27 protein-coding genes are annotated in these 25,324 nt (G+C 65.3%); 14 read left to right on the top strand and 13 right to left on the bottom strand.

Going from position 1 to position 25,324, the window contains the following annotated elements; genetic code table 11:
• Positions 1 to 193 precede the first annotated feature (193 nt).
• Together AC5P7A_RS06455 and AC5P7A_RS06450 are read left to right on the top strand one after the other, a co-directional pair.
• Positions 194 to 1,093: a LysR family transcriptional regulator gene (locus tag AC5P7A_RS06455; RefSeq protein WP_329768431.1), complete on the top strand. Its 900-nt coding sequence runs from the start codon at positions 194 to 196 to the stop codon at positions 1,091 to 1,093.
• Positions 1,094 to 1,304: 211 nt separating this feature from the next.
• The gene (locus tag AC5P7A_RS06450; protein ID WP_495219971.1) at positions 1,305 to 2,912 is read left to right on the top strand and encodes an ATP-binding cassette domain-containing protein; all 1,608 of its coding nucleotides are present in this window, start codon (positions 1,305 to 1,307) and stop codon (positions 2,910 to 2,912) included.
• A 186-nt stretch (positions 2,913 to 3,098) separates the two neighbouring features.
• Here the strand turns inward: AC5P7A_RS06450 and AC5P7A_RS06445 are convergent, their stop codons facing one another.
• Positions 3,099 to 4,424: a GTP-binding protein gene (locus AC5P7A_RS06445; protein ID WP_014645761.1), complete on the bottom strand. Its 1,326-nt coding sequence runs from the start codon at positions 4,422 to 4,424 to the stop codon at positions 3,099 to 3,101.
• 69 nt (positions 4,425 to 4,493) lie between these two features.
• Between AC5P7A_RS06445 and AC5P7A_RS06440 the strand changes: the two genes are divergently transcribed.
• Positions 4,494 to 4,865 (top strand): MerC domain-containing protein, encoded by a 372-nt coding sequence (locus AC5P7A_RS06440; RefSeq protein ID WP_014645760.1) that lies wholly within the window; start codon positions 4,494 to 4,496, stop codon positions 4,863 to 4,865.
• A 76-nt stretch (positions 4,866 to 4,941) separates the two neighbouring features.
• On the opposite strand, the gene AC5P7A_RS06435 is transcribed toward AC5P7A_RS06440, so the two are convergent.
• Positions 4,942 to 5,226, bottom strand: coding sequence for a metal-sensing transcriptional repressor (locus AC5P7A_RS06435; protein ID WP_041863029.1), 285 nt, complete (start codon positions 5,224 to 5,226; stop codon positions 4,942 to 4,944).
• Between the two features lie 48 nt (positions 5,227 to 5,274).
• Between AC5P7A_RS06435 and dmeF the strand changes: the two genes are divergently transcribed.
• Entirely contained in the window at positions 5,275 to 6,249 is a 975-nt protein-coding gene (gene dmeF, locus AC5P7A_RS06430) for a CDF family Co(II)/Ni(II) efflux transporter DmeF (RefSeq protein WP_053494887.1), read from the top strand.
• An 88-nt stretch (positions 6,250 to 6,337) separates the two neighbouring features.
• Here the strand turns inward: dmeF and AC5P7A_RS06425 are convergent, their stop codons facing one another.
• Complete coding sequence (locus AC5P7A_RS06425; RefSeq protein WP_032961769.1) at positions 6,338 to 6,622, bottom strand: hypothetical protein; 285 nt, start codon at positions 6,620 to 6,622, stop codon at positions 6,338 to 6,340.
• A 90-nt stretch (positions 6,623 to 6,712) separates the two neighbouring features.
• Here AC5P7A_RS06425 and AC5P7A_RS06420 point away from each other — a divergent pair, with 90 nt between their 5' ends.
• Entirely contained in the window at positions 6,713 to 7,129 is a 417-nt protein-coding gene (locus AC5P7A_RS06420; protein WP_075076834.1) for a hypothetical protein, read from the top strand.
• 65 nt (positions 7,130 to 7,194) lie between these two features.
• Complete coding sequence (locus AC5P7A_RS06415) at positions 7,195 to 8,115, top strand: class I SAM-dependent methyltransferase (RefSeq protein WP_230548521.1); 921 nt, start codon at positions 7,195 to 7,197, stop codon at positions 8,113 to 8,115.
• Between the two features lie 3 nt (positions 8,116 to 8,118).
• Here AC5P7A_RS06415 and AC5P7A_RS06410 read toward each other — a convergent pair whose 3' ends face one another.
• Complete coding sequence (locus AC5P7A_RS06410; RefSeq protein ID WP_495219970.1) at positions 8,119 to 9,087, bottom strand: polysaccharide deacetylase family protein; 969 nt, start codon at positions 9,085 to 9,087, stop codon at positions 8,119 to 8,121.
• A 64-nt stretch (positions 9,088 to 9,151) separates the two neighbouring features.
• Positions 9,152 to 9,796, bottom strand: a complete 645-nt coding sequence (locus AC5P7A_RS06405) for a hypothetical protein (RefSeq protein ID WP_080342709.1) — start codon at positions 9,794 to 9,796, stop codon at positions 9,152 to 9,154.
• A 138-nt stretch (positions 9,797 to 9,934) separates the two neighbouring features.
• Between AC5P7A_RS06405 and AC5P7A_RS06400 the strand changes: the two genes are divergently transcribed.
• The gene (locus AC5P7A_RS06400) at positions 9,935 to 10,615 is read left to right on the top strand and encodes a hypothetical protein (protein ID WP_495219969.1); all 681 of its coding nucleotides are present in this window, start codon (positions 9,935 to 9,937) and stop codon (positions 10,613 to 10,615) included.
• Positions 10,616 to 10,725: 110 nt separating this feature from the next.
• Here AC5P7A_RS06400 and AC5P7A_RS06395 read toward each other — a convergent pair whose 3' ends face one another.
• Together AC5P7A_RS06395 and AC5P7A_RS06390 are read right to left on the bottom strand one after the other, a co-directional pair.
• Positions 10,726 to 10,899, bottom strand: coding sequence for a hypothetical protein (locus tag AC5P7A_RS06395; RefSeq protein WP_005415066.1), 174 nt, complete (start codon positions 10,897 to 10,899; stop codon positions 10,726 to 10,728).
• A 9-nt stretch (positions 10,900 to 10,908) separates the two neighbouring features.
• Positions 10,909 to 11,721, bottom strand: a complete 813-nt coding sequence (locus AC5P7A_RS06390; RefSeq protein WP_197606606.1) for an alpha/beta fold hydrolase — start codon at positions 11,719 to 11,721, stop codon at positions 10,909 to 10,911.
• 221 nt (positions 11,722 to 11,942) lie between these two features.
• Here AC5P7A_RS06390 and AC5P7A_RS06385 point away from each other — a divergent pair, with 221 nt between their 5' ends.
• The 3 genes from AC5P7A_RS06385 (at position 11,943) to AC5P7A_RS06375 (ending at position 14,246) form a co-directional block, all read left to right on the top strand.
• Positions 11,943 to 12,422, top strand: coding sequence for a nuclear transport factor 2 family protein (locus AC5P7A_RS06385; RefSeq protein ID WP_495219968.1), 480 nt, complete (start codon positions 11,943 to 11,945; stop codon positions 12,420 to 12,422).
• Between the two features lie 75 nt (positions 12,423 to 12,497).
• A complete protein-coding gene (locus AC5P7A_RS06380; RefSeq protein WP_032960177.1) occupies positions 12,498 to 12,890 on the top strand; it encodes an XVIPCD domain-containing protein in 393 nt (130 codons plus the stop codon).
• Positions 12,891 to 13,184: 294 nt separating this feature from the next.
• A complete protein-coding gene (locus AC5P7A_RS06375) occupies positions 13,185 to 14,246 on the top strand; it encodes an MrcB family domain-containing protein (RefSeq protein ID WP_227864210.1) in 1,062 nt (353 codons plus the stop codon).
• A gap of 50 nt (positions 14,247 to 14,296) precedes the next feature.
• Here AC5P7A_RS06375 and AC5P7A_RS06370 read toward each other — a convergent pair whose 3' ends face one another.
• The 4 genes from AC5P7A_RS06370 to AC5P7A_RS06355 all read right to left on the bottom strand — a co-directional run bounded on the left by AC5P7A_RS06370 (position 14,297) and on the right by AC5P7A_RS06355 (position 18,199).
• Positions 14,297 to 15,442 carry a YncE family protein gene (locus tag AC5P7A_RS06370; RefSeq protein ID WP_495219967.1) on the bottom strand — a complete coding sequence of 382 codons (1,146 nt, stop codon included), beginning with the start codon at positions 15,440 to 15,442 and terminating at the stop codon, positions 14,297 to 14,299.
• Between the two features lie 184 nt (positions 15,443 to 15,626).
• The gene (locus AC5P7A_RS06365) at positions 15,627 to 16,637 is read right to left on the bottom strand and encodes an XVIPCD domain-containing protein (RefSeq protein WP_495219966.1); all 1,011 of its coding nucleotides are present in this window, start codon (positions 16,635 to 16,637) and stop codon (positions 15,627 to 15,629) included.
• A 3-nt stretch (positions 16,638 to 16,640) separates the two neighbouring features.
• The gene (locus AC5P7A_RS06360; protein WP_126411659.1) at positions 16,641 to 17,276 is read right to left on the bottom strand and encodes a hypothetical protein; all 636 of its coding nucleotides are present in this window, start codon (positions 17,274 to 17,276) and stop codon (positions 16,641 to 16,643) included.
• Complete coding sequence (locus AC5P7A_RS06355; RefSeq protein WP_495219965.1) at positions 17,273 to 18,199, bottom strand: XVIPCD domain-containing protein; 927 nt, start codon at positions 18,197 to 18,199, stop codon at positions 17,273 to 17,275. Before AC5P7A_RS06355 ends, AC5P7A_RS06360 begins: the two co-directional genes overlap by 4 nt.
• A 136-nt stretch (positions 18,200 to 18,335) precedes the next feature.
• On the opposite strand from AC5P7A_RS06355, the gene AC5P7A_RS06350 reads away from it, so the two are divergent.
• From AC5P7A_RS06350 to AC5P7A_RS06335, 4 genes are all read left to right on the top strand, one after another.
• On the top strand, positions 18,336 to 19,283 hold the full coding sequence (locus tag AC5P7A_RS06350; RefSeq protein WP_448140737.1) for a hypothetical protein: 948 nt from the start codon (positions 18,336 to 18,338) through the stop codon (positions 19,281 to 19,283).
• 21 nt (positions 19,284 to 19,304) lie between these two features.
• Entirely contained in the window at positions 19,305 to 20,630 is a 1,326-nt protein-coding gene (locus AC5P7A_RS06345; protein ID WP_495219964.1) for an XVIPCD domain-containing protein, read from the top strand.
• A gap of 91 nt (positions 20,631 to 20,721) precedes the next feature.
• Entirely contained in the window at positions 20,722 to 20,937 is a 216-nt protein-coding gene (locus AC5P7A_RS06340) for a hypothetical protein (protein WP_172412071.1), read from the top strand.
• A 486-nt stretch (positions 20,938 to 21,423) separates the two neighbouring features.
• Positions 21,424 to 21,792 carry a hypothetical protein gene (locus AC5P7A_RS06335; protein WP_495219963.1) on the top strand — a complete coding sequence of 123 codons (369 nt, stop codon included), beginning with the start codon at positions 21,424 to 21,426 and terminating at the stop codon, positions 21,790 to 21,792.
• Positions 21,793 to 21,843: 51 nt separating this feature from the next.
• Here the strand turns inward: AC5P7A_RS06335 and AC5P7A_RS06330 are convergent, their stop codons facing one another.
• Positions 21,844 to 22,197 (bottom strand): hypothetical protein, encoded by a 354-nt coding sequence (locus AC5P7A_RS06330; protein ID WP_495219962.1) that lies wholly within the window; start codon positions 22,195 to 22,197, stop codon positions 21,844 to 21,846.
• Positions 22,198 to 22,445: 248 nt separating this feature from the next.
• The gene (gene aceE / locus AC5P7A_RS06325) at positions 22,446 to 25,133 is read right to left on the bottom strand and encodes a pyruvate dehydrogenase (acetyl-transferring), homodimeric type (RefSeq protein WP_012478970.1); all 2,688 of its coding nucleotides are present in this window, start codon (positions 25,131 to 25,133) and stop codon (positions 22,446 to 22,448) included.
• Positions 25,134 to 25,324: the final 191 nt, after the last annotated feature.

Below are 25,324 nucleotides of genomic sequence, written 5' to 3'. Positions count from 1 at the left end.
AGCACGGCGCGGTGCAAAAAGCCGGTTGCCGCTCCGGGCATCATGGACCATGGAGTCCGCAATCGGCATGATGGCCGGAACTGCAAGGCCGCAACAGCAGGCGCCCCCACCCTGCACCACAGTGTTGCGGTGGCGGCGCCGCCCGCCGTGATCACGCCGCCCCTACCCTGCCGCTTTCATTGCCCCTACGCCGATGTCAGTCCTGGACAATCTCGCCAACCTGCAGACCTTCGTGCACGCCGCCGACACGCGCAGCTTCGTCGAGACCGGGCGCCTGCAGGGCATCTCCGCATCTGCCGCCGGCAAGTGCGTTGCCCGGCTGGAGCATGCACTGGGCGTGCGCCTGTTCCACCGCAGCACGCGCAGCATCACGCTCACCGCCGAGGGCCAGCTGTTCCTGGCGCGCTGCCGGCGCATCCTCGACGAGCGCGATGCCGCACGCACCGAGCTGGCACAACCGCACGCCACGCCCAGCGGCACGCTGCGCATCAGCCTGCCGCTGGTCGGCGATCTCACCCTGCCGTTGATGGCCGAGTTCATGGCGGCGTATCCGGACATCCGCCTCGACCTGGATTTCAGCGACCGCCTGGTCGATGTCATCGAGGAAGGCTTCGATGCGGTGCTGCGCGTCGGTGAACCCAGCGACTCGCGGATGAACGCACGCCGGCTGGGGGTGTTCCCGCGCCGTGTAATCGCCTCGCCGGGCTACCTGCAGCGCCGCGGGGTTCCGCGCACGCCGGCGGAACTGATGCAGCACACGCTGCTGCACTATCGCTTCCCCAGCACCGGCAAGCTGGAGCCGTGGCCGATCCACTGGCCCGATGACGAAGCACCGCAGGAACTTCCGGTGCACATGGTGGCCAACACCATCGAAGCACGGGTGGCGCTGGCACTGCATGATGTCGGCCTGGCCTTCGTGCCGGTGCACTCGGTGCGCGATGCGCTGGCCGACGGCCGCCTGGTCACCGTGCTGGAGGATCATGTCCACTCCTGCGGCACCTTCCACTTGTTGTGGCCCTCGGGCCGCCACGTGCTGCCGAAGCTGCGGGTGTTCATCGACTTCGTCGGCGCCCGGCTGGGTACCGTGCCGTAGATCCACGCCATGCGTGGATGCTTAAGGTCAGCCGAGCATGGCTCGGCTCTACCGCTGCACGCAACCATTCAGCCAGCGCCGCTATACTGCCCCCTCATTCCTCCAAGAGGCTCGCGACCAATGCGCCATTGATGCCGCCGTCTTCCCATCAGACGGCCTGACTCTTCCCGCCCCTGCGCGCAGGGGAGAACCCGGCATCCCTGGAGGTCGCATGACCCCGCATTCCCTCACGCTCGATCGCGTGTCGTATCGACTGGCCGACGGCCGCCTGCTGTTTTCCGATCTGACGTTTTCCTTCGATCCGGTCGCTACCGGCCTGGTCGGTGCCAATGGCGCTGGCAAGAGCGTGCTCGCACGCCTGCTCGCCGGCCGGGTGCAGCCAGAGAACGGGCAGGTACGCGGCAGCGGCCGCGTGTTCCTGTTGCCGACGCCCGGCTATCCACCCGCTGGCACGGTCGGTGAACTGGCCGGCGTTGGCGCTGAACTGGCCGCACTGCAACGCATCGAAGCCGGCAGCGTGGACGAGGCCGACTTCGCCTGCGTCGGCGACCGTTGGGACCTGCGCGAGCGCCTGCAGCAGCAATGGCAGGCGCTACGGCTGCCCGACGACCTCGATCCCGCCCAACCCGCCGCGCGCCTCAGCGGTGGCCAGGCCATGCAGGTGGCGCTGTCCGGCGCCTGGGCCAGCGGCGCTGATTGGCTGATCCTGGACGAACCCAGCAACCACCTCGATGCCCGCCATCGCCAGCAGTTGTACGAACGGTTGCAGCAGTGGCGCGGCGGCCTGCTGGTGATCAGCCATGATCGCGAACTGCTGGCGCACATGCAGCAGATCGTCGAGCTCGACGCGCGCGGGCTGCATCGCTATGGCGGGCCGTGGCAGCACTACGCCGACGCGCGTGCCGCCGAACGCGAAGCGGCCGCGGCACAGCTCGACCACGCCCGCGCCCAGCACCGGCAGCAGCAGCGCAGTGCGCGCGAACAGCACGAACGCCAGCAGCAACGCCAGGCACGTGGCAATCGCGATGCAAAGCAGGCCAACCAGGCGCCGATCCTGCTCGGCCGACAGAAACAACGTGCAGAGGGCAGCCACGGCCGCGCACAGCAGGTACAGGCCGAGCGCCTGCAGGCCAGCGCAGACCAGCTGCGCGCTGCGGCCTCGGCGGTTCACGCCACACCGGAGCTCGCACTGTTTGCCGGCGAGGGGGAACGCGGCAGCGCACGCCTGCTGCAGGCCGAGTCGCTGGTGCTGCCGCATGGCTGCCGCGCGCCGTTGCAGCTGGACATCCGCCGCGGCCAGCGCATCGCCGTGGTTGGTGACAACGGCAGTGGCAAGTCCACGCTGTTGCGCGTGTTGGCCGGCCAGTTGCCTGCACGCAGTGGCAACGTACAACGGCATGCACCACTGGCGCTGCTCGACCAGCAGCTGCTGGGGCTCTCCGGCGAGCGCAGCATTCTCGACACCGTGCAGGCTGCCAACCCGGCGGCCGATACCGGTGAACTGCGCACACGGCTGGCCCTGCTCGGGCTGGACGCGCAGCGCATCCAGCGTGCAGCCCATCACCTCAGCGATGGCGAACGGGTGAAAGGCGCGCTGGCCAGCGTGCTGTATGCCGCCCCCCCACCGCAGCTGTTGCTGCTGGACGAGCCCGGCAACGCACTGGACCTGAGCGCGTTGCAGGCACTTGAAGAACTGCTGGTGGCATGGCCGGGAGCGCTGGTGATGGTCAGCCACGACCGGCACCTGCTGCAGGCGTTGCAGCCGACGCAGGTGTTGCAGGTGAGCGCCGAGGGTTGGCAGTGGTGTGACGCCTTGTAGATCCACGCCATGCCTGGATCTACTGCAGCAGCCGAGCATGGGCTCGGCTCTACAGGATTGGCCGCGACGGATCACATTGTAGAGTCGAGCCATGCTCGACTCCGCCATGCATCCATCCACGCATGGCATATCGACCAGGGGTAGTGCCGGCCGCTGGCCGGCAACCCATCGATCCTCAGTGCACCGTCACCGCTTCCACACCGGGAACGCCTGCGGCAACTGATGCCACAGCAGCGGGCCCGCACGCAGCTCCTGGTCGTTGAGCAGGCAGGCATCCAGTTCCGCACGTACCGCACGCTCATCCATGTGCACGCCGATCACCACCAGCTCCTGGCGGCGATCCCCCCACAACGGGTGCCACAGGCGTTGCATCGCCGAGTGCGCGGCCGCATCCGGGAAGTCTTCCGGCCCCGGCAACGGTGCGCTCCAGCAATCGGCCTGCTGCCGCGCCCAGCCCAGGTCGCTGTACGGCAGCGGCGTGGGCGGCAGCAACGGCGGCGTGTCCTCCAGCCCAGCACGCACGCGATCGCGTGCGGCGTACCAGAATCCCGCCGCCTGCGTCCGCGTCGCGGCACCTACGGTGTTCAGCTCGCCCACCCAGTCCATGCGGTTGGCCAGCCAGAACCAGCCCTTGCTGCGGATCACGCCCGGCATGCCCGACTGCAACGCGCGGGCGAAACGCGCGGGATGGAACGGTCGCCGCGAGCGGTAGACGAAACTGGCGATGCCGTACTCCTCGGTTTCCGGCGTGTGCTCGCCACGCAGCTCCTTTACCCAGCCCGGCGCACGTTGCGCACGCTCGAAGTCGAAGCGACCGGTGTCCAGCAGCTCGGCCAGCGGCACGTCACCGAAGCTGGACAGCAGCAGTTTCGCGTCGCGGTTCAGGCCACGCAGCACGGCCAGCGTGTCCTGCAGCACTTCGTCATCGGTCTGATCGACCTTGCTGACCACGATCACGTCGGCGAACTCGACCTGTTCGCACAGCAGGTCGACCACGCCGCGATCGTCATCCGGCCCAGCCTGCTGGCCACGCTCGGCCAGGCGCAGCGTCGAGCCGAAGTCGGCGAGGAACGCGCTGCCGTCCACCACCGTCACCATCGTGTCCAGGCGCGCGATGTCACTCAGGCTGAAGCCCTGCTCGTCGCGTACCGCGAAGGTGGCCGCCACCGGCATCGGCTCACCGATGCCCGTCGACTCGATCAGCAGATAGTCATAGCGCCCCGCATCGGCCAGGCGCCGCACTTCCTGCAGCAGGTCATCGCGCAGCGTGCAGCAGATGCAGCCATTGCTGAACTCCACCAGCGTCTCTTCGGTGCGGCGCAGTTCGGCGCCGCCCTCGCGTACCAGCTGCGCATCGATGTTGACCTCGCTCATGTCGTTGACGATGACCGCCACACGCAGGCCCTCGCGGTTGCGCAGGATCTGGTTGAGCAGGGTGGTCTTGCCGGCCCCGAGGAAGCCGGACAGCACGGTGACCGGAAGGCGGCGGTCGGCGCGGGAAACAGTGTTCATGTCGGAGCGGGTTGGCTGCGGAACGGAAATGTTACTGTATAACAATTACTGCGCAAGGAACCTCCCCCCATGAAGTCGCCTTCTGCCGCCCTGCTTGATGCCGGCGCGGTCGCCCTGTCCAGCCTGTGCCTGCTGCACTGCCTGGCGCTGCCCCTGCTTGCCGCCGCGCTGCCGCTGTTCGGCACGTGGGCCGAAGCGGAATGGGTGCATCTGCTGTTCGTGGCCATCGCCTTGCCGCTGACCGGCTACGCGCTGTGGCGGGCAGAACGCCGTCACCCGCTGCCCGTGCTGGCCTGGGCCACCGCCGGCGCCGGGCTCGGCCTGCTGCTGGCCGGCGCGTTGGCGCTGCCCTCGCACGACTGGGAAACACCGATGACGGTCACCGGCAGCCTGCTGCTGGCCGCCACGCATATCTGGAACGCGCGACACCGCCACGGGTAGTGCCGGCCGCTGGCCGGCAACCTCATGAACGGGGAAGACAACCTGCAGTCGCCGGCCAGCGGCCGGCACTACCTGGTCATTTGCCGTAGCGGCGCAGCAGCTCGACCAGCACCTGGGCCTCGGCCGCCCGCTGCTGCGGGTCTTCGGCGCCCACCACGTGTTCCTGCAGGTGCTCGTGCAGCAGCTCCATCAGCAGGCTGTGGGCGGCACCGCGCACGGCGGCAACCTGCACCAGCACGTCCGCACAGTCGCCGGCCTCACCCTCCGGCCTGTCCAGCGCCTGCTCCAACGCCGCCACCTGTCCGCCGATGCGGCGCACCCGGGTCAGCAACTGCTTTCGATGCTTGTGTACATGAGCCATGCCGGAATCATATACCCTATGGGGGTATCCACTCCACCGCTGGCCCCCATGCACCTGGACGCCCTTGCCGCCGCCCGTCGCCACGAACACCGCTTCGACGACGGCAACCCGCTGGCCGAACGCAATACCCGCCGCGCCCTGTGGCTCACCGTCAGCATGATGGTCGTGGAGATCGTCGGCGGCTGGTGGTTCAACTCCATGGCCGTGCTCGCCGACGGCTGGCACATGAGTTCGCATGCGCTGGCGCTCGGGCTCTCGGTGTTTGCGTACCGCTGCGCACGCCGCTACGCGCACGACCCGCGCTTCGCCTTCGGCACCTGGAAGATCGAGATCCTGGCCGGCTATACCAGCGCCATCGCCCTGCTCGGCGTGGCCGCGCTGATGGCCGTGCAGTCGCTGGAGCGGCTGTGGGTACCAGCACCGATCCACTACAACGAAGCCATCGCCATCGCGGCGGTCGGGCTGGGCGTGAACCTGCTGTGTGCCTGGTGGCTGCACGACAGCCCGGGCCACGCGCATCATCACCATGGCCATGACCACGGGCATGACCACGGGCATGGCCACGAACACCACGACCACGGGCATGCGCACGGTCACGACCTCAACCTGCGCTCGGCCTACGTGCACGTGCTGGCCGACGCCGCCACCTCGGTGCTGGCCATCGTCGCCCTGCTCGGCGGCAAGCTGCTCGGCCTCACCTGGCTGGACCCGGTGATGGGCCTGGTCGGCGCCGTACTGGTCACGGTGTGGGCGGTCGGCCTGCTGCGCGACAGCGGCCGCATCCTGCTCGACGCGCAGATGGACGCGCCGGTGGTGGCCGAAGTACGCGAGGTGATCGAACAGGGCCCGTGGCCGGCACGCCTGGCCGACCTGCACGTCTGGCAGGTGGGTCGCGGCAAGTACGCGGTCAGCGCCAGCGTGGTCACCAGTGACGCCACGCTGGATGCCGATACCGTGCGCAACGCGCTGGCGATCCACGAAGAACTGGTGCATGTAACGGTGGAGATCCACCGCAGCGAGTGATGCACGCCAGGTAGTGCCGGCCGCTGGCCGGCAACCCCATGAACACCGCACGCCACCTGCAGTTGCCGGCCAGCGGCCGGCACTACCGCTAGAGCTTCAGCATCATCCGCAGCAGGTACATCAGCAGCGGCAGCGCGCTCAGCACCGCACCGCTGATGCCGATCCATGGCCAGCGCTCGCCACGCACGCGCGCGGCCACTGCCAGGCCGCCGCCCACCAAGGCCGCGCCCAGCACGCCCACGCCCAGCCCAGCGGCCATGCCATTGCCACCGGCAGCGACTGCCGCCTGCGCCGCCACGGTGCCTGCCCCCCACCCCACAGCAATCCCCAGCCAACTGGCCACGCCGCACCACGGTGCCTTGCCCTGCGCCATCCGAAAACCCCTGTGTCCTTGCCGAATTTCTGTACGGGCCACGCCCGCGTGCTGCCTACACTAGCCGCACCTGCCCTGTAGGGACATCCCATGCGCACGCTCCGCCTGCTGCTGCCCGGTGCCCTCCTGCTGCTCACTGCCTGCGGCGACGATGCGCGGCTTCCCTTCTCCGCCGACCCATTGCAGGGCTGCTTCGCCACCGGCGCGCGCAAGCCCGCCGACTTCCGCATCGACAAGGAAGGCGGCCAGTACTTCGTTTCCTTCAGCCGTGGCGAGCAGTGGCAGCGCGAACCGAACGCCCTGCACAAGGCCACGTCCAGCGAGATCAGCCGCTACTTCCGCGACGACGCCGACCAGATCGACAATGCCCTGATCCGCATGTCCGGCGGCTTCGGCATCTTCCACTTCAACAAGGGCGCGACGCTGAAGGGCAAGGCCAGCGACAGCGACTACATGGCGCTGATGCTGATCGGGGCTGGGCCGGTGTATGCGGTGAAGTGCGATTGAACTGTAGAGCCGAGCCCACGCTCGGCTACGTTTGCAGTAGATCCACGCCATGCGTGGATGCAGGCATGGTGGAGCCTAGGGCGGGCTCGGCTCTACAACAGCTGCGGTACCATGCCCTCCCCCGAACCGCCCCGGTACCCGCCGTGCCCCATTACACCGGCCCCCTGCTGACCCGCGACAGCGCCGATACCCTGCGCCGTGCCCGTGACAAGGGCGCCGCCGACTGGCAGGGCTCGCTCGATCTCGGCCGCAGCCAGGACAGCGTGGCGCTGGATGCGGATGGCTTCCACTTCCGGGGCCAGCCCTATCCCTGGCCGGGCAAGCTGAAGGACCGCACCCTGTACTACTGGGATGGCGAGGACTTCGCGCCGATCTCGCGCTACAGCGGCTCGCTGATCAAGCTGGTGCCGACCGAATGGGGCGCACCGACCTTCGAGATCGACGGCATCAAGATGCTGCCGACCTCGAAGCTGTCGCCGTTCGAGGATGCACGCCGCAAGGTGGAGCTGGTCGCCCCGGCCGGCAAGGTCATCCTCGATACCTGCGGTGGTCTCGGCTACTTCGCCGCCTGTGCGCTGGAAGCCGGTGTCGGCCAGATCCGCTCGTTCGAGAAGAACGCCGATGTGATGTGGCTGCGCACGCTCAACCCGTGGTCGCCGGATCCGGACTCGGCTGCCGCCGGTGGCCGCCTGCAGTTCAGCCACGGTGACGTCTCGCAGCAGATCGAACAGGTGGCCAGCAACAGTGTCGACGCGATCCTGCACGACCCGCCGCGCTTCGGCATCGCCGGCGAGCTGTACTCACAGGTGTTCTACGACCACCTCGCCCGCGTGATCCGCAAGGGCGGCCGCCTGTTCCACTACACCGGTGCGCCGAACAAGCTGACCAGCGGCCGCGACGTGCCGCGTGAAGTGGCCAAGCGCCTGGAAAAGGCTGGTTTCAAGGCCGAACTGGCGCTGGACGGCGTGCTGGCCGTCAAGCGCTGAGCCTTACTCCGAATCGACCTTGGCCAGCTTCATCACCCACGCCGGCACCTCGGGCTCGCCGGCGTAGAAATCCTTCGGCTTGCTCTCCGCCATCGCCCAGCGGTGCAGCCAGCTAGGGCCATAGCGGCCGTTGTAGCCCTCGGCACCCCGCGCATAGGCCGGGTCACTCATCGCCTCGTCCAGCGAAATGAAGCGATAGCCGCGGCGCTTCGTGGCCGCCACCAGTTCGGCGAAGATGGCCGCGTTGAGCTCATTGGCGTGCATCAGCCACACCTGCGGCAGCGCGTACCCCAGCAGCGCCTGCGACTGTTTCTCGTAATAGTCCAGCTTGTTCAGCATGTACGGCACGTAGCCCTTGCGCAGCTGCGCCAGCGTCGCCGCGCGCGCGGGCGAGTCCGCCTGCTCGTTCATCACGTTGGCGTAGGCGAACGCCCACACCCACTCACCGTTGTCCACCGTCACCGGTGCCACGCGGTAGCCATGCTGCTTGAAGAACACATCCATCTGCACGCGCTCATCCGCGGTGCGCCCGGCACGCAGGTAAGGGTGGCGCATCCACTGCGGCGCCTGCCCCTTCTCGGCCAGCAGCGGCCGCAGCACCGTCTCGCCGCGCAGGAAATCCTGCTGGAACGCCACCAGGCCCCTCGCATTCAGATCCATGTGCGAATAGGTGTGGTTGCCCAGCACATAGCCCGCATCACGCCAGTCGCGCAGCATCTGCACCCGCGCCGGCTGCTCCTGTCCCTCCACCTCAAGCTTGTTCTCGTTGACGAAGCCCACCACCGGCACGCCAGCCTCGCGCAGCTGGGCCATCAACGCCTCATGCCGTTCCTGCAGATCCGGCGGCACGATCTGGTCAAGCCGTGCCCATGGCAGGTCATCGATGGTCACCGCGATACGGCGGTCCACCTCGGCGGCATGCACCGCCAGCGAACACAGCAACAACGGCAACGCACGCAGCAACAAGCGCATCGGGTCTTCCCTGGAGTGGCGAGGCGTCGACTGTAGCGCGATTGCCGCGCGCCGCCGAGCGTGCTCAGCCCGCCCGGGCCCGCGCGATCGCATGCCACAGGGCAACGCCGCCGGCCATCGCGGCCAACAACAGCACCGTCAACACCAGCGCCAGATCATCCGGATTGCGCAGCAGTGGCGCGTTCACCCGCGTCAGGATGTGGAACACCACGCGCTGCGCCTGCTCCAGCGGTACATCGCCCTCCGACACCAGCTCCACCAGGCACGCCGTGGGTGACAGCCGCGCCACATTACTCCACGCATCCTCGTACAGGTGCAGTACCCATCCGGCCAAAGCCAGTGCGCCACCGTGCAGCACCATAAGCGCCACGTTCGCCGTGCGCAGCCGATCGCGCAGCCACAGCGCACGGCTTGCGCATACCGCCATGGCCCCCAGCAAGGCCAGCACCAGGCCTACCCATGGAATCCAGCCCAGGGGTTGCCAGTCATCCAGTGCGCCCGCACGCGCCATCACCTGTTCGGCAACCTGCAATCGCGCCTGCGCGTCCGGCCCCCCACAGGCCACCGTCACCGGCTCCAGCAACAGCTCCACGCGGTAATGGAAGAAGCCGGCAGCCAGCACCACAGACAGCAGCGCGACCCACTGGAGCATCAACAGGATCGGCCCCTGCCCACAGATGCGGCGGATTCGGGAAGTGGCGGCGCTCATCGGTTCATCCATGACAGCAAAGAGCCATCCTAACCAAGCGCTTCGCACGTGTCGGCTGGCGGATGCGACACGCACCACGCAGCGCCGTTACGATGACGAGGTTGATTGAATCCGTGTGTGCCAAGCAGGATGTTCCCGATGGTGATGCTGTATCTGGTGGTACGAACGCTGCTGCCACTGCTGGCGTTCGTGCTCGCATGGTGGCTGCTCTCGCGCCTGATCAATGCGCGCGTCGCCCGGATGCCACGCGTCCCGTTGAACCTGCCGGAGCACAGCAGCAGCCCCCGCAGGAAGGATCGACGCATCTACGCGCGCAAGCTGCGGCGCAAGCCGGGCCTGCGCACGGCAACCCGCGCCGCCACCGCACCCCGCAGCTGGCACGTCGCCGCGGCCATCCTCTCGCTGATGGCGCTGATCGCCACCGTGCTGGTCATCCCCGATGGCGCACGCTTCCAGGTGATGGTGGACAATCTCACCGGTTATGCGGGAACCGTCGTCGAGGCGCAGGTTCCCGTGGCCGCACAGCCCGTCGTGCTGGAGGCATGGCAACCCGCGCTCGCACAGCTGGGGCGGCCCACGGCGATGCGCTACCCGATCGGTCGCACCGGCGGTGAGCATGAAGCCCATGCGGTCGTGCCCGTGCAGATCCGGCAGCAGGGCAACCGCCTGCAGGTGGCCATCGCGCTGCCGTTGGACACCGAAATGCTGCGTGCGGAACTGGCACGGCTGGCCGGGTTGCCAATCGAGGCCATTGACGTACAGCAACGCGAGGTTGCGCCGTGGAGGGAGGCGGACTGGCAGCCACTGCCCGGCCCTTAGCGCCGAGCCCATGCTCCGCTGCCCTTTGCCCCTTCTCCGGCTGGCACGCGCTGCGCGCGCCAGCCGAGCATCGGCTCGGCGCTACACCAGGCCCACAGCCAGCCTTTGAATCACGACCCACGCGGCAGCTTCGCCGCCCACATGTTGTCGACCAGGTTGGGATAGCGCCGCCCGTTCTCCTCGGCACGTTGCCGTGCCGCCGCCTTCTGCGCATCCGATAGCGGTTGCGACGTCTGGCCCTTGGGGTTGGGCTTCTTCCACGGGGGTGTTCTGGTCTGGCGCATGGCCGCAGCTTAGCGCTTCAGGAAGTTCAGCAGGGCCAGATTGAAGCGGTCGGCGTGGCTGGTGTTGCAGCCATGTGGCGCGCCTTCCAGGATCACCACTTCGCTGCCTTTGATGGCCTTGTGGGTACGCTGGCCGGAGCCCTCGAACGGCACGATGGCATCGCTGTCGCCGTGCAGGATCAAGGTCGGCACCGTGATCTTCTTCAGGTCATCCCGGAAATCGGTCGTGGCGAACGCCTTCATGCAGCCCAGCGCCGCCGTCTGGTCGGATTGATGGCACAGTGCGATCGCCGACTGCCGCGTCTCTTCGGTCACCATCAACTGGCCGTTGGCGCTGAAGAAGTCGCGGGTGAAGCCGTCGAAGAACGCCTCGCGGTCCTTCTCCAATCCGCTGCGCATTTCATCGGCCTTGTCCTGGGTCAGCGGACCTTCCGGATTGTCGTCACTACGCAGCAGGAACGGCGGCACCGCCGCAGCGAACACCACACTGTGCAGGCGATCCTGGCCGTGGTTGGCCACGTAGCGCGCTACCTCGCCACCGCCCATCGAGAAACCGACCAGGGTGACATCGCGCAGGTCACGTTCCTCGATCAACCCCGCCAGATCCGCCGCGAGGGTGTCGTAGTCATAGCCCTCGGCCGGTTTGTCGGAGCGGCCAAAGCCGCGCCGGTCGTAACTGATGACCCGATACTGGGCATCGCGCAGGATCGCCACCTGGGTCTTCCAGGCATCGGCGGACAACGGCCAGCCGTGGATCAGGATCACCGGGCGGCCGTCGCCACCGGTATCTTCAACATGCAGGCGGATGCGGGAAGCAGGCATGGGCGCTCCTGTGGAAGGGGAGGAGTGCAGGCTAGCGGCAGCGCCCTGTGGCAGCCGTGAGGGAATCACGCCCGCCCGTGACATCGCCTGCACATGCCGCAACGCGAAGCCGCACCGGCATTCGCGGCCTTCGCACCCCGCCTTCCCGGTTTCGTCGCAGCGCCGTACCGCCGTGGTCACCGGCATGCCAGCCTGCGCAGACCATCCCCGGGAGTCTTGCCATGCTGCTGCTCACCCTGCCCCTGCTGGCCGCCGGCCTCGCCACCGCACCGTCGCCCACCACCGACCTGCGCGAGCAGATCCGCCAGGCCGACAGCCAGTTGTTCGCCGTCGCCTTCGAGGCCTGCGACGCCGACCAGGCCGCCGCGATGACCACCGAAGACATGGAGTTCTTCCATGACAAGGACGGCAAGTCGGCCAGCAACCGCGAGGATTTCCGCCGCAGCGTAGCCAACCTGTGCGACAACGCGCGCAAGGGCGGCTGGCGCCTGCGCCGCGAGCTGGTGGACTCCTCGCTGCAGGTGTTCCCGCTGCACGACGAGCGGGCGCTGGAAATCGGCGCCCACCGCTTCCACGAGCGCGGCAAGGACGGCGTGGAGCACTGGGTCGGCCAGGCCCGTTTCATCCAGGTCTGGCGCCGCGTGGACGGGCACTGGCTGGCCGAACGGGTGATCAGCTATGACCACCGGCCGGCGGACTGACCTTTCCGGCGTCCTTCACCGGCCGGATCTATACTGGCGGGGTTGACCCCGACCCACCGCTACCGTTCGATCGCCATGGCAGAGATCACCCCCAACCACCCCGACTACGGCCTCAACCAGCAGATCCGTCAGGGCGTGGCCGCACTGGACGCCCAGCATGGCCGTCCGTTCGACCAGACCAGCGAGCGCCTGACCGCCAGCCTGACCGTGCTCGCCCGCGAGCAGGGCCTGCAGCAGGTCGACCATGTGCTGGTCAGCAACGCCACGGCCCAGCACCCGGCCGGGCACAACGTCTTCGTGGTGCAGGGCGACCCGGCCAATCCGGCGCACCTGCGCGCGATGATGCCGACGGCCGTGGCGGTACAGACGCCGGTGGAGCAGTCGATGCAGAAGTTGGGGTTGGGTGTGCAGCAGCAGGTCGAGCCGCAGGCGCAGGAAATGCAGAATCCCACTCCGCGGATGGGGTAACCACGCTGGCGCTGCTCAGAGCCGGCCAACACGTGATCAGGGCGCCCGCTGAACTGCAGCGCCCTACTTGAGATTCAGGCCAATCACAAGCCATCCCGACCGTAGCCCCGTTTACCTCGAACTACGGGCCCTACTGGCCACATCTGCGCCAAATCATCCACAAACGACAAGCCTTGGCGCCAATAACTCCAGCTTGATACGCATTGCGGATCGATATCCCTGTATGCATTAATTGCGCCTATCGAAAAGAGCGCAGGGGGCGTCGTGGGTATCAGGGACGAATTGCAGAAGGTGATGGAACTGCAGCCTCAATACAGTTCATTGCCGACAACTGCCATGCAGGCTCGCGGCCAGATCATCAAGTATCGGCTACCTAAGCTGCTTAGCGAGAACGCCGAGCAACTTCGCCTTGCATCAGACATCGAGCCGGGGGATTTTTTACTTGTTGGGCGTGATGGGATCGGCAGAAAGTCCCAAGTTCCGTGGGTTCGTTTCGCATCTGAAGCACGCTCGCCCACCGCAACCAAGGGCTGGTATGTGGTGTGGCTGTTCCGCGAGGATGGCTCCGGCGTCTATCTAGCGGTCTCCCATGCTTCTACCGAGAAGATTGATGGCGATTTTATCAAGCGTTCCCCTGGCGAGACCCAGCGCCTAACCAGATGGGCCTTGGAGATACTTGAAAATGACATCACCGCGGATCCACGACTACTCAAATCCATGACTTTGGGTGACGGCTCCCTGGCAAAGGCTTACGAAAGCACCACAGCTGTTTCGTATTTCTACGCCAAGGATCACGTTCCATCCGATGACCAATTGCGCGCCGACATGCTCACGATGGCGCGTCTACTGAAGAACATCTATCGAGGTGAGCCGGCCCAGAAGCGTAGCGGCCAAACTTCACCGGATGTTATTGCAGTGGTCGAAGCGATCGAAGAAACCACCTCGGGTCGCAAGAAGTCTGGACAGGGCTTTGGGCTCACGCAACCTCAGCGCCGGGCAGTGGAGCTGCAGGCGATGGCACTTGCCAAGGAGCACTTCGGCAATGCGGGATATGAAATCAAGGATATGAGTGCCACGGCCCCTTACGATCTGGAGATCAGAAAAGAAGGCCAGGTTCACTACATCGAGGTGAAGGGAACCACCGGCGGATTGGGGGACATCGTGCTCACCAAGAACGAAGTGCAGCACCACCTAAAGCATCATCCGTACAACGGCCTGTTCGTCGTCCACGGTATCCAACTGCAGTCGCACGACGGCATACCCGTTTGCGCCGGCGGAACCGCGCACATTCAGCAGCCGTGGCAAATCTCAGATGCGAACCTGCAAGCTCTCGCCTATCGATATCGTATTGCGTAGAACCCAATGAATCGGCCGCGCTTCTCTCAAGCGCGACCGACTTTTGCTCGTTACAGCTGAATCCGCGCCACGCTCTCGTCAGCGCCCTTGTCATCCTTCTCGCCGTTCTTGATGCTCACGAACAGCACGTTGTTCTTCGCATCCAGCGCCAGGCTGTTCGGATGGGTCGGTACCTTGTAGGTACCCACCTTCTGATAGCTGTCACTGTTGTACGCCGTCACCGTACCCGCTTCGCGGTTGGTCACGTACAGGCGCTTGCGCGGTGCATCCAGCAGGATACCCAGCGGGCCGGCGTCGGTCGGGATGCTGGCCAGTTCCTTGCCGGTGCTGCGGTCCAGCACCAGCACGCGCTGGCCCGGGTGCTTGCTGACCAGGCCGCTGCTCTTGGCCTGGTAGCCACGCAGGAATTCCGAGCCCTGATCGGTCACGAACAGGCGCTTGCCGGCGGGGTCCAGCGCGATGTTCATCGGCTGCTCGGCAGCGATCCTGTGCTGCGCCACCACCTTGTTCGAGTCGGTGCCCACCACCACCAGGTCGGCCAGCAGGTTGCTGGTGTAGACGCGCTTGTTGGCCGCATCCAGCGCCAGGCCCGGCGCCTTGGCATTGCCCAGGCCGTCGATGGTGTTGATCACCTTCAGCGTGTTCGTATCGATCACGAACAGCACGCTGCTCACGTCCGGCTGGCTGCTGTGGCCGGTCACGTACAGGCGGTTGGCCGCGCTGTCGACCACCAGCTCGCGCAGGTCGTGGGTGTAGGCAGCCTTGCCGTCCTTGCCGGTCTTCTTCTCCATCAGCTGGATGGTGCCGACGGCCTTGTTCTGCGCGGTGTCGACCACGGTCACCGACAGGTCCACGGTGTTGCCCACGTACAGGCGGTTGTGGGCGTCATCCAGCACCACACCGAACGCCTTGCGCTCCAGCGGGATGCGGGTTTCCACGGCCAGCGTGGCCGGATTCAGGCGCAGCACCTGGGCCGGGCCGGCGTCATCGCCGAAACCGCCGGAGGAGGCCACGAACACGGCGTTCTGTTTCGGGCTGTAGGCCAGCTCGTACAGGCCCTTGGCCACGGCCTGGCGCTGCACGGCGGCGGTGGCGCTGGCGGCGGGCGCATTGTCGGCGAATGCAGAAGGCGCGCCGAGGCTGAGCGAAACGGCAACGGCCAGGGCGGCCGAGCGGAAGAGAGGAGTACGGAACATGCGAGCGTCCTTGAATGGGCACGGGAAGGTGTCCTGGCTCGCTGGGCCGTACTGCGACGGCCCGACCTGCATCTGTCTGCGCGGGTGGGCTGGCTGGGGTTGCGGGGGAATGGTAGCAGGTGGGGGGGCGTGGCGTGCGCCGGCGCGGGCATGGCAGACGTTCGACCTTGGCGCTACCCGCCGGCTATGCCATCCGCGGGCCGTGGCTCTGTTGCAGTTGCTGCTCTTCCTGCAGCCGCTGCACATCGCGCTGCGGCAGGTTCTGCTGCATCTGCGCCACCCGTTCGAACGAGGCCTCTACCGGTGCCTGCGCTGCCAGCTCCGCAGGCATGCTGGCGCGCTGGTGTGCCGGGTCACCGCGGTCCCCCTGCACGATGAACAGCTTCGGCGCGGTATCACCGCGCTGCTCGCCCAGCACCACTTCGTCCACGCGCGAGAACTGCTGCTCCTTCGACAGCGCGAGGAGGCTGGCACTGACATTGCCGTTGCGTGCACCGAAAGCGCTGAGGTCGGCCACCTGCTGGTGGATCTGGTTGAGGCGGGCATGATCCTCGTGCGCCGGGTCTGCGGGCGTGCCGTTTGCCGCGAGGGTGCTGTTGCCGCGCCACTGCTCGCCGTTCTCGGTGAACATCCACTCGCGGAAGGTCTGCTTCGGCATCGGGTTCCACTGCACCCTGTCCAGCTCGCTGCCCTTCACCTGCTGCGGAATGGCATTGACGGCGCGAATGTTGTCCAGGACCTTGGTGGCGCCCTCGTAGTTGTTGATCTCCCCGGCCAGCCCGACCGGTCGCAGGCCTGCGTGGTTCAGGGCACCCCATGCGAAATCGGTGCAGGCGTTGGAGAAGAAGTCGTAGTTCATGTCGAAGCCGTGCTTCTTCGGGTCTGTCGAGAATTCGAGGATGCGATCATACTGCGCCTTGCTGATCTCGATCGTGCGCTCGAAGCGGGGTTTGTCGTAGACCCGCAGATCCGTGTCATCGACTTTGCCCAGCGAAGGATTCGCACGGTCGTTCCCCATCGTGAATCCCCTGCTCACGGGTACCGGGTCATTTGATCGTGTCAGCGAAAGGAACATGTGCCCAGCAAATGACGGATCCAACAATCTCTTCTGGCCCGCGTCGCCCACATCGACTCTCGGCGTGCCCGGTGCGGCAAGATGAATCGTGACCGTATAGCGCTCTGCTTCCTTGCTCATGTCTTACTTCCCTAGCGATTGATATCCAACAATAAGTTCGGCATGGAGCCCTTCCAGCTGCGGACGGTCCTCCATCAGGTCGACTGTCAACCGATACCGGCCCGGCTCCAGCCAACCGACATCCGCGACCTGAAGTACCTGATACAGCATCTCACGCGAGTGCAGACCGGCGTCGATCAGTGCGCCCTCATCCAAGCTTGTATCGGAGAGATATCGCACAACCTCATCTTCTGGAATTCTCTGTGAGTCGCGCCCGTCAGGAGTGCTCTGCCATAGCTGTACAGGACCAGGTGCGCCGCCATCAATCCGCTCCAGGCGCAATCGCGTGGGTGGCCTTCCCAGCCTGATCTTCTCCCACGCGTCCAGCAACGAGCGCCCGTCGGTATCCTGCAGCCGCAACCCCATGTTCAGGATCGGAATGGCCGGCTTCTGGGCTGCCGGCAAATCAAACGTGACCTCGGCAATCCGACCGGCCTTCTGCAACTGCACGGCCCGCGTGAATGGCACAACCGTGCGGGCCTCGGCCTGTGCGCGCGTCAGCAGGGGCGGCGCAACCTCAGGCGCTGGTGACGCACGGCATGCCGCCAGCGCACCCAGCACCGCCAGTACCACCAGCCCCCGCCGCAGTAACCGCGTCATTGCTCCTTCAACCGCAGCGAATCGGCCACATCGGTCTTGGCCGCCACCTCGGTGGCGATGCTGGCGCGGCGGTGCCCTGGGTCGTTGCGGTCGCCCTGCACGATGAAGATGCTTTCGGCGGCATGGCTGTTCTGGGTCGGCCGGCTCAGCAGCACGTGGTCCACGCGCGAGAGATTGTTCTGCTTGGCCAGCACCAACAGGCTGGCGCTGATGCGCTGGCTGGCGGCATCGAACGGGCGGCCGTGCGCGGCGTCCAGTTCGGCCACTTTCTGGATCAGCTGCGAGAACAGGCGATGGTCTGGGTGCGAAGGGTCCAGCAGCGTGCCGGCCACTTCAATCGGCGTCGGCGGCGGCTCATCGCTGGCGCGGTCGCCCTGGCGATGATGCTCGGCCTCGCGCTCGGGCATCGCATGATGGGTCTCGGCATTCAGATCACTGCCCGGGAACGGCGCGGCAATGCACTGGATCTCTGGCAGGTTGAACAGCACCGCGAACTCGCCCAGGTTGCTGCCCCCATCCAGCGGCGCCGGCAGCGGATGCAGGCCGGCGTAGTGCAGGGCAGCCCAGACGAAATCGCTGCAACGGTTGATGGTGGCCGGGCGATCCACATCGAATTCGAACTCGGCCGGTTCCTCGGCGAAATCACGCAGGCAGCCGTAATGCTCCTCGGTGATTTCCAGGGTGCGGCTGTAGTACGGGGCCAGATGCTCGTCGGCATCGTCGTGGCGCACCTGCGCGTACTGCACGCCGGTGCGGGTTTCGCCCGGCGCCTGGCGCGGCGGCGCGAAACCGTAGCTGTGGGCCTCATCGCCCGCAGCGACCTGCAGGTACATGTGGCCGCGCGGCGAGATGCCTCCACTCTTCAGCGGGGTGCCGGGTGCGGCCAGATAAAGGGTTGCGGTGTAGCGTATTGCCTGCTCCATGCCTGCTCAGCCTTGTTGGGTGCTGCGGTCCTGGGCGGATGATGGCATAGGTGGGATGGGGGGCAGGTGGAGGAATAGAGGCGACCGATCGCGGCTTGCTGAATATGTGAGCCAGCGTCCAGTACTGGATCCGGGCGTGAGCAAGGTCCGGCAACGACTGGAGCTTGCCATTCCACCGTTCTATAGTCGTTTCGATCATGCAAGGGAATCGCCCATGAGCAGAGCACCGGCTTGCCGGCTTGCCTACTTCGTCCTGGTGGCCGTGCTCAGCACCACCGCCTGCGCGAAGGCCCCATCCACGGAAAAGGACCCGAACGGAACCCCCATGTCCGAAACCGCAACCAGCCCACGTACGGTGGGCGGACAGACCTACACGACGCAGCCGGTGGAAGCTCGGCTTGGCCCGCACCGCTTCATGTTCCCGGCCAACCTCTACTACAACCAGACGGGCCCCCTGGCCGATGGGGGCGTCATGCTCACGGTGTTCTGGCCGGATTTCGATGCAGCGCCCCCCGGTGACCGCCCGGTGCGCAGCACGCAGGACAGCCGGCGGCAGGTGCTGGTCGAGCTTAGGTACATTGATCGCGTTCCCATCCAGAACTATCTGGCGCGTCGGTCCAGTAGCGAAGCCACCAGCGCGCCGGGATCACTGGAGCGAAGGGACCCGGTAGAGAACCTAGCGCTGCGCGTTGCACAACCCGAGCGCTGGGGTCTGACGCCGTATGCGATTGACCCATCGTTGATGGCAGCCTATGCAAAGGACTCGGAGGCTGCGCTGGGCAGGCCTTACGTGCACAACCCGGGGATGGAGCCAGACTGGTATGTGGCCCGCTCGGCGGAGGGGCAACTGACGACGTTCATCAGCTGCGACCCGGCAGATCGCATTCCTGACGGGCTCACGATTCAGGGCAAGACACTTGAACGCGCCGGAGAAGGCCAGATCGCAATGTGCCGCCATTCCATCGTGGATGTGGGCGACAGCATTGCCATCGAGATGAACTATGCACGCGTCATGCTGAGCGACTGGCAGCGTCTGGAAACCAGCGTGCGTGATCTTCTGAGCCGATATCGCGTTCAGCCGTAAACCGCATCTCAAGGATGAATCATGAGCGGACTTACCGATAAGGACATTCGTGTCCTGTCCTCCTACGCGAAGGAGGGAAATCGCGAGCTGTATTGGAACTATCTCGCGCAGCTTCCCGAAAATGATGGCTACGGACTGCTGGCGTTGGGTGTTGTGCGCAACGACAGCCTCCCCGGCCGGGTGGCCAATAGCTTTGCGACCGCCGTTGCCGAGCAACAGGCCACGCTGTTCGGCAACGAGAAGAACGTAGCGTTCACCGAACGCAGGCAAGAAACCTTCGGCCAGGATCTGATCAGGAACGACCTGGCGGAGCGCAGAAGTTGGATGGAGGCCGGCAGGCCCGATCTGGCACTCAACCTGCCCTACACCAGCACGCTCAAATCCCACGATGTTTCGTTCGAAAAGAACGACCTCAATGTGAACTGCTGGACGCCACGCTTGCTGCTGGTGTCCACGGAGCACAAACGCGGCGAGCAGGCAGCCGAAAAGGTCTGGCAGAACATGCTGGACAACAGCGCTGCCGGCGCATTCCGTGCCGGCAAGACGGCCGTCAGCGTGCACCTGGATATGCCGCAGCCCGCTGGGCATTTCTACTTCGTTGAGCTGAGCAAGTTCGAGGGCGCAGCGCTCCTGCAGCGCGACGCCGTCGATCCGAACGTGATTGGTACCAAGTTCGACTATCACAGCTACGACCCCAAGGACGGCAGCTGGAACCGCACAGTGGGCGTTCCCCCGCTGGATAGAACAACCAAAGAGACCGATCCCGCCGAGATTTCCGCGTTGAACGAGACCCGCGAGGTTCGCCTGGAGCGCGAGGTCAAGGCGAAGCAGTTTCATCCTGAAGATCCCTACAGAGAGATCGCCAAGAGCCCACGCGTGGTGTCTACGCAGGAACCCGAGCCTCTCTTTACGGAAGGTCGCCGAATCGCAGCGATAGAGCCGGGCAGCCCGGACTACGCGCTCCATCAGCAGATTCGCCAGGGCGTCGCTGCACTGGACGAGAAGCACGGCCGCCCCTTCGACGCGACCAGTGAGAACCTCGCCGCCAGCCTGACAGTGAAGGCACGCGAGCAGGGTCTGGAACAGGTGGACCATGTGGTGCTGAGCAACGCCACGGCCAATCAGCCGGCGGGTCACACCATCTTTGTTGTACAAGGCGACCTATCTGACCCCGCCCACCTGCGTGCAGGGATGCCCACTGCCGTGGCTGCACAAACGCCGGTGGCTGAGTCGCTGCAGCAACTGGCTGTGGTGGGCGATCAGCGCGAGCTCGCCCGCCAGAATGCGCAGCAGGCGCTGGATGCACGTACGCAGGAACAGCAAAGCCACGCCATGCGCATGGGCTGATCGCCCAGGTCGAGGCGGCCTTCCTCCGGGCCAGAGGTCGCAGCCCCTGGGACCTCCCCAGGTCATCCTCCCCTGCTTCGGGAGGATGACCATGACCAAGATCGACCCCGTATGGCTGGAAGCCTTCGACAGGGAACTTCTCTACTTGTTCGCCATCGATCATGGCGACGCAGGCATGGATGAGTACCTGCTGGGCTGCTACGCGGACCTTCCGCCACGCGACGCGGCGCTGGCGTTCGGCAGCGACTACGACCTGGAGCGCGACGATGCGCTGTGGCCACGGCCGGGCGTGGCGCTGCAAAGTTAAGCCGTGTCGCAATCAGCCAACTTCGGACCTCAGCCATGCGGGCGGATTGTCGCTTTTGAGACCCCGATCCTCTGCAAACCGTGCTTTTCAATGCGCATCCGGGCGGTAACTTAACACCGACCGAAACCACTGCACCGCAAGGGTTCTGCGGCCCGCGCGCCATGCAACAATGCCGTAAGCGTCAGCATTTGCGGCCTCTGTGGCCTACGGTTTCTTGGCATCTCGCAACCATGCGAGTACACCTTGGCGTGCCACCTCGCACTAGGTGGCGCGGGACTCGAAAACCCGTCTGAATACCCAGTGCTTTACGCTTGCCAGTCGGCGTCATCTTCGGATGGCGCCGGCTGGCAATCCGTTCGCGTTCCATGGCGGGCGGTGCGTGGGGGCCTTCGGGCCCGCCGGCTTGGGTATTCACCGGTTTTCGAGCCCGCACCGTCCGCCACCTTTATCGGTGGCGCTGCTATCTGTCCTGTACGGAGCATTGCCATGAACACATCGGACTTCCGTTCCCTGCACGCGCAGTACGATCCGGACAACGCCGAGAGCGAGCGCGAATCCTCCCCCGATCCAAACTCCTTCGTCGCCACGCTGCACCGCATCGGATCTGGTGCAGCTGCGGACGGCCAGCCTTGGCCGGAGCGGCACCAACTGCCTGGGCGTTGTCTACAGCTAGCTGATGCGGATTGCGCGCTGGCGGGGCTGCGCGTGTTGGCCGAGCTGATGTTGGCTGCGGAGCGGACTCGCCAGAATGGCGCACCCGAGGAGTACCTGGGGGATCGGGTGATGGAAGGGTTGAAGTTGGCGTGTGTCGCGTTGACAGCGCAGGTTACCGAGCGGGTGCACGTGCGGGAATAGCGCGTCAGCACATCAATGCCAAGCACTGAGTTGCGGAACGATGACAGGTTGTCATGGCTCTGACTTTGTCATCTCTTGCGGCATATGCATCACGTCGAATAGGAGCATTTGCTCATCTTCGATGAACTCCTCAAACTCTGACTCGATTCGCTGAACGGTTTGCCTAACCAACGTTTTCGTCCCCTTAGTCAGGACGATGGCGATGTCGAAGCCTCGATCAAAACCTTTGGCTATTACTCCCAAGAAACCACGAGTTTTTCCTGACTGAATCTTGCCTAGCAACATCCCAGGAGCCGCCATGGAGGTATTCGTGGCGCTGAGTTGATTAACAACTCGTTCGATACATTGTGTCAGCTCAACGTCATCCCCACGCTTGGCATTCAGACGCGAATAAAATTCAGACAAAGCTGCTCTCCTTGCATTGAATCGGTTGGATACAAGTCTACAGAGCCATGTTGACGTATAGAGCAAACAACTCTAAACAGACCACGCCAACTTGCCCCGACCGGTACAGCATCTCCCCAGACCGACCATAACACCGATTTGCTACATATCAGCCCCAACATTGGGCGACATCATCCTCTTACTTCTTTCTCCATCTAGAAAAAAGGCGGCCAATGGCCGCCCTTTCTCACGTCAATTAATTGACGAAATCAAACCCCAACAGGATTAGCCTTCTCCGGATCAATCTTGTACTGCTTGATCGCCCGGGCCACATCCTTCGCGGTCATCTTCCCTTCCTTCGCCAGCGCCGCAATCGCGGCATGCGCGATGTAGTACCGGTCAACCTCGAAGAACCGACGCAGGTTCGCACGCGTATCCGAGCGACCAAACCCATCCGTACCCAGCACCGTGTACGACATCGGCACGAACGCGCGGATCTGGTCCGCATACGCACGCACGTAGTCGGTGGCGGCAATCGCCGGGCCCTGGCGGCCTTCCAGCAGCTCGGTCACGTAGGCCTTGCGCTGCTCACCTTCCGGATGCAGGCGGTTGGCACGTTCCACGTCGAAACCATCGCGACGCAGTTCGTTGAAGCTCGGGCAGCTCCAGATATCGGCGGTCACGCCGAAGTCCTTGTCCAGCAGCTCGGCCGCGGCAATGGCTTCGCGCAGGATGGTGCCCGAACCCAGCAGCTGCACGCGCAGCTCGCCCTTCTTCGGCTTGCCGGCGTCGGTCAGCAGGTACATGCCCTTGACGATGCCTTCGGCCGCACCTTCCGGCATTTCCGGGTGGGTGTAGTTCTCGTTCATCAGGGTGACGTAGTAATACTCGTCCACCTGGTCTTCCATCATGCGCTTGGTGCCGTGCTGCAGGATCACCGTCACTTCGAAGCCGAAGGTCGGGTCGTAGCTGCGCACGTTCGGGATGCCACCGGCCACCAGATGGCTGAAGCCATCTTCGTGCTGCAGGCCTTCACCGTTCAGCGTGGTGCGGCCGGCGGTGCCACCCAGCAGGAAGCCGCGGGTACGCATGTCGGCAGCCTGCCAGGCGATGTCGCCCACGCGCTGGAAGCCGAACATCGAGTAATAGATGTAGAACGGCAGCATCGGCACGTTGCTGACCGAGTAGCTGGTACCGGCGGCCATCCACGAGCTGATCGCACCCGGCTCGCTGATGCCCTGCTGCAGCACCTGGCCGCTCTGGTCTTCGCGGTAGAACATCAGCTGGTCGGCGTCGACCGGCTTGTACTTCTGGCCGAACGGCGCGTAGATGCCGATCTGGCGGAACAGGCCTTCCATGCCGAAGGTACGGGCTTCGTCAGCCACGATCGGCACGATGTGCGGGCCCAGTTCCTTGTCACGCAGGGTGATGTTCAGGCTCTGCACGAACGCCATGGTGGTGGAGTAGCTGCGCTCGCCGCTGCTCTTCAGCAGGCGTTCGTACGCTTCCAGCTTCGGCGCCACGAAGGTCTTGTCGGCCTTGCGGCGGCGCTGCGGCAGGTAACCGCCCAGCGCGGCACGGCGTTCCTGCAGGTACTGCACTTCCGGCGAATCCGGGCCCGGGTGGTAGAACGGCACCTGGCCGTCGGCCAGCTGCGCGTCGGTCACCGGAATGTTGAAGCGGTCGCGGAAGTGGCGCACCGCTTCGTCGTCCAGCTTCTTGGTCTGGTGGGTCGGGTTCAGTGCCTCACCGGCGCTGCCCATGCCGTAACCCTTCACGGTCTTGGCCAGGATGACGGTCGGCATGCCCTTGGTGTTCACGGCCTGGTGGTAGGCGGCGTACACCTTGTGCGGGTCGTGGCCACCACGGTTCAGGCGCCAGATGTCGTCGTCGGAAAGGCCGGCGACCATCGCAGCGGTTTCCGGGTACTTGCCGAAGAAATGCTCGCGGGTATACGCGCCGCCGAAGGCCTTGCAGTTCTGGTATTCGCCGTCGACGGTTTCCATCATCAGCTTCTTCAGGACGCCGTTGGTGTCCTTGGCCAGCAGGGCATCCCAGTAACCGCCCCACAGCAGCTTGATCACGTTCCAGCCGCCGCCACGGAACACGCCTTCCAGTTCCTGGATGATCTTGCCGTTGCCGCGCACCGGGCCGTCCAGGCGCTGCAGGTTGCAGTTCACCACGAAGATCAGGTTGTCCAGGCCTTCACGGCCGGCCAGCGCGATGGCACCCAGGGTTTCCGGCTCGTCGCTCTCGCCGTCGCCGATGAAGCACCACACCTTGCGGTCGGACTTCTCGATCAGGCCACGGTTTTCCAGGTAGCGCATGAACTGCGCCTGGTAGATGGCGGCCAGCGGGCCCAGGCCCATCGACACGGTCGGGGTCTGCCAGTAGTCCGGCATCAGCCACGGGTGCGGGTACGAGGACAGGCCACCGCCGTCCACTTCCATGCGGAACTTGTCCAGCTGCTCTTCGCTGATGCGGCCTTCCAGGAAGGAACGCGCGTAGATGCCCGGGGCGCTGTGGCCCTGGATGAACAGCAGGTCGCCCGGGTGGTTCTCGCTCGGGGCGCGCCAGAAGTGGTTGAAGCCCACGTCGTACAGGGTGGCGCCGGAGGCGAACGAGGCGATGTGGCCGCCCAGGTCACCCGGCTTGCGGTTGGCGCGCACCACGGTGGCCATCGCGTTCCAGCGGATGATCGAACGGATGCGCCATTCCAGCTCGGCGTTGCCCGGGCTCTTGGCCTCGAACTGCGGTTCGATGGTGTTGACGTATTCGGTGGTGGGAGAGAACGGCAGGTAGGCGCCCGAACGACGGGTCAGTTCCACCATGCCTTCCAGCAGCTGATGCGCGCGCTCGGAGCCCTCGACATCAATAACGGCCTTCAACGACTCGATCCACTCCTGGGTTTCCACAGGATTCGGGTCGTTGTTCAGCACCTCGTTCAACCAGTTCATTAGCGCTCCCATAACCGCACGCACGCGCGCGACTGTTGTATAGATTTCTAGACCGCAAAGTGTAGCGCACCAAGGGCTTTCGTCACTTGGCTACGCAGGCGTATGGATGCAACCGGCCAGTGTCCGCAAGGGGCTTGCCGCGCCCGCTGACGGCCCTGCGGCGGGCCTTGGCGGCTGCGCGGGCTGTCGCT

This window comes from Stenotrophomonas sp. YJH_SMC_65 (assembly GCF_059369475.1).
Note: the sequence above shows the minus strand (reverse complement) of the source record. Positions and strands in the feature narration are given on the sequence as shown.

Coding starts and splice junctions, on each gene's coding strand:
- AC5P7A_RS06340 (WP_172412071.1), top strand. CDS start 20,722: ATGACCAAGATCGACCCCGTATGGCTGGAAGCCTTCGACAGGGAACTT.
- AC5P7A_RS06365 (WP_495219966.1), bottom strand. CDS start 16,637: ATGAGCAAGGAAGCAGAGCGCTATACGGTCACGATTCATCTTGCCGCA.
- AC5P7A_RS06360 (WP_126411659.1), bottom strand. CDS start 17,276: ATGACGCGGTTACTGCGGCGGGGGCTGGTGGTACTGGCGGTGCTGGGT.
- AC5P7A_RS06400 (WP_495219969.1), top strand. CDS start 9,935: ATGGTGATGCTGTATCTGGTGGTACGAACGCTGCTGCCACTGCTGGCG.
- AC5P7A_RS06335 (WP_495219963.1), top strand. CDS start 21,424: ATGAACACATCGGACTTCCGTTCCCTGCACGCGCAGTACGATCCGGAC.
- AC5P7A_RS06395 (WP_005415066.1), bottom strand. CDS start 10,899: ATGCGCCAGACCAGAACACCCCCGTGGAAGAAGCCCAACCCCAAGGGC.
- AC5P7A_RS06345 (WP_495219964.1), top strand. CDS start 19,305: ATGAGCGGACTTACCGATAAGGACATTCGTGTCCTGTCCTCCTACGCG.
- aceE (WP_012478970.1), bottom strand. CDS start 25,133: ATGAACTGGTTGAACGAGGTGCTGAACAACGACCCGAATCCTGTGGAA.
- AC5P7A_RS06455 (WP_329768431.1), top strand. CDS start 194: ATGTCAGTCCTGGACAATCTCGCCAACCTGCAGACCTTCGTGCACGCC.
- dmeF (WP_053494887.1), top strand. CDS start 5,275: ATGCACCTGGACGCCCTTGCCGCCGCCCGTCGCCACGAACACCGCTTC.
- AC5P7A_RS06370 (WP_495219967.1), bottom strand. CDS start 15,442: ATGTTCCGTACTCCTCTCTTCCGCTCGGCCGCCCTGGCCGTTGCCGTT.
- AC5P7A_RS06355 (WP_495219965.1), bottom strand. CDS start 18,199: ATGGAGCAGGCAATACGCTACACCGCAACCCTTTATCTGGCCGCACCC.
- AC5P7A_RS06410 (WP_495219970.1), bottom strand. CDS start 9,087: ATGCGCTTGTTGCTGCGTGCGTTGCCGTTGTTGCTGTGTTCGCTGGCG.
- AC5P7A_RS06380 (WP_032960177.1), top strand. CDS start 12,498: ATGGCAGAGATCACCCCCAACCACCCCGACTACGGCCTCAACCAGCAG.
- AC5P7A_RS06405 (WP_080342709.1), bottom strand. CDS start 9,796: ATGAGCGCCGCCACTTCCCGAATCCGCCGCATCTGTGGGCAGGGGCCG.
- AC5P7A_RS06440 (WP_014645760.1), top strand. CDS start 4,494: ATGAAGTCGCCTTCTGCCGCCCTGCTTGATGCCGGCGCGGTCGCCCTG.
- AC5P7A_RS06435 (WP_041863029.1), bottom strand. CDS start 5,226: ATGGCTCATGTACACAAGCATCGAAAGCAGTTGCTGACCCGGGTGCGC.
- AC5P7A_RS06420 (WP_075076834.1), top strand. CDS start 6,713: ATGCGCACGCTCCGCCTGCTGCTGCCCGGTGCCCTCCTGCTGCTCACT.
- AC5P7A_RS06385 (WP_495219968.1), top strand. CDS start 11,943: ATGCTGCTGCTCACCCTGCCCCTGCTGGCCGCCGGCCTCGCCACCGCA.
- AC5P7A_RS06425 (WP_032961769.1), bottom strand. CDS start 6,622: ATGGCGCAGGGCAAGGCACCGTGGTGCGGCGTGGCCAGTTGGCTGGGG.
- AC5P7A_RS06450 (WP_495219971.1), top strand. CDS start 1,305: ATGACCCCGCATTCCCTCACGCTCGATCGCGTGTCGTATCGACTGGCC.
- AC5P7A_RS06375 (WP_227864210.1), top strand. CDS start 13,185: ATGGAACTGCAGCCTCAATACAGTTCATTGCCGACAACTGCCATGCAG.
- AC5P7A_RS06415 (WP_230548521.1), top strand. CDS start 7,195: ATGGTGGAGCCTAGGGCGGGCTCGGCTCTACAACAGCTGCGGTACCAT.
- AC5P7A_RS06390 (WP_197606606.1), bottom strand. CDS start 11,721: ATGCCTGCTTCCCGCATCCGCCTGCATGTTGAAGATACCGGTGGCGAC.
- AC5P7A_RS06445 (WP_014645761.1), bottom strand. CDS start 4,424: ATGAACACTGTTTCCCGCGCCGACCGCCGCCTTCCGGTCACCGTGCTG.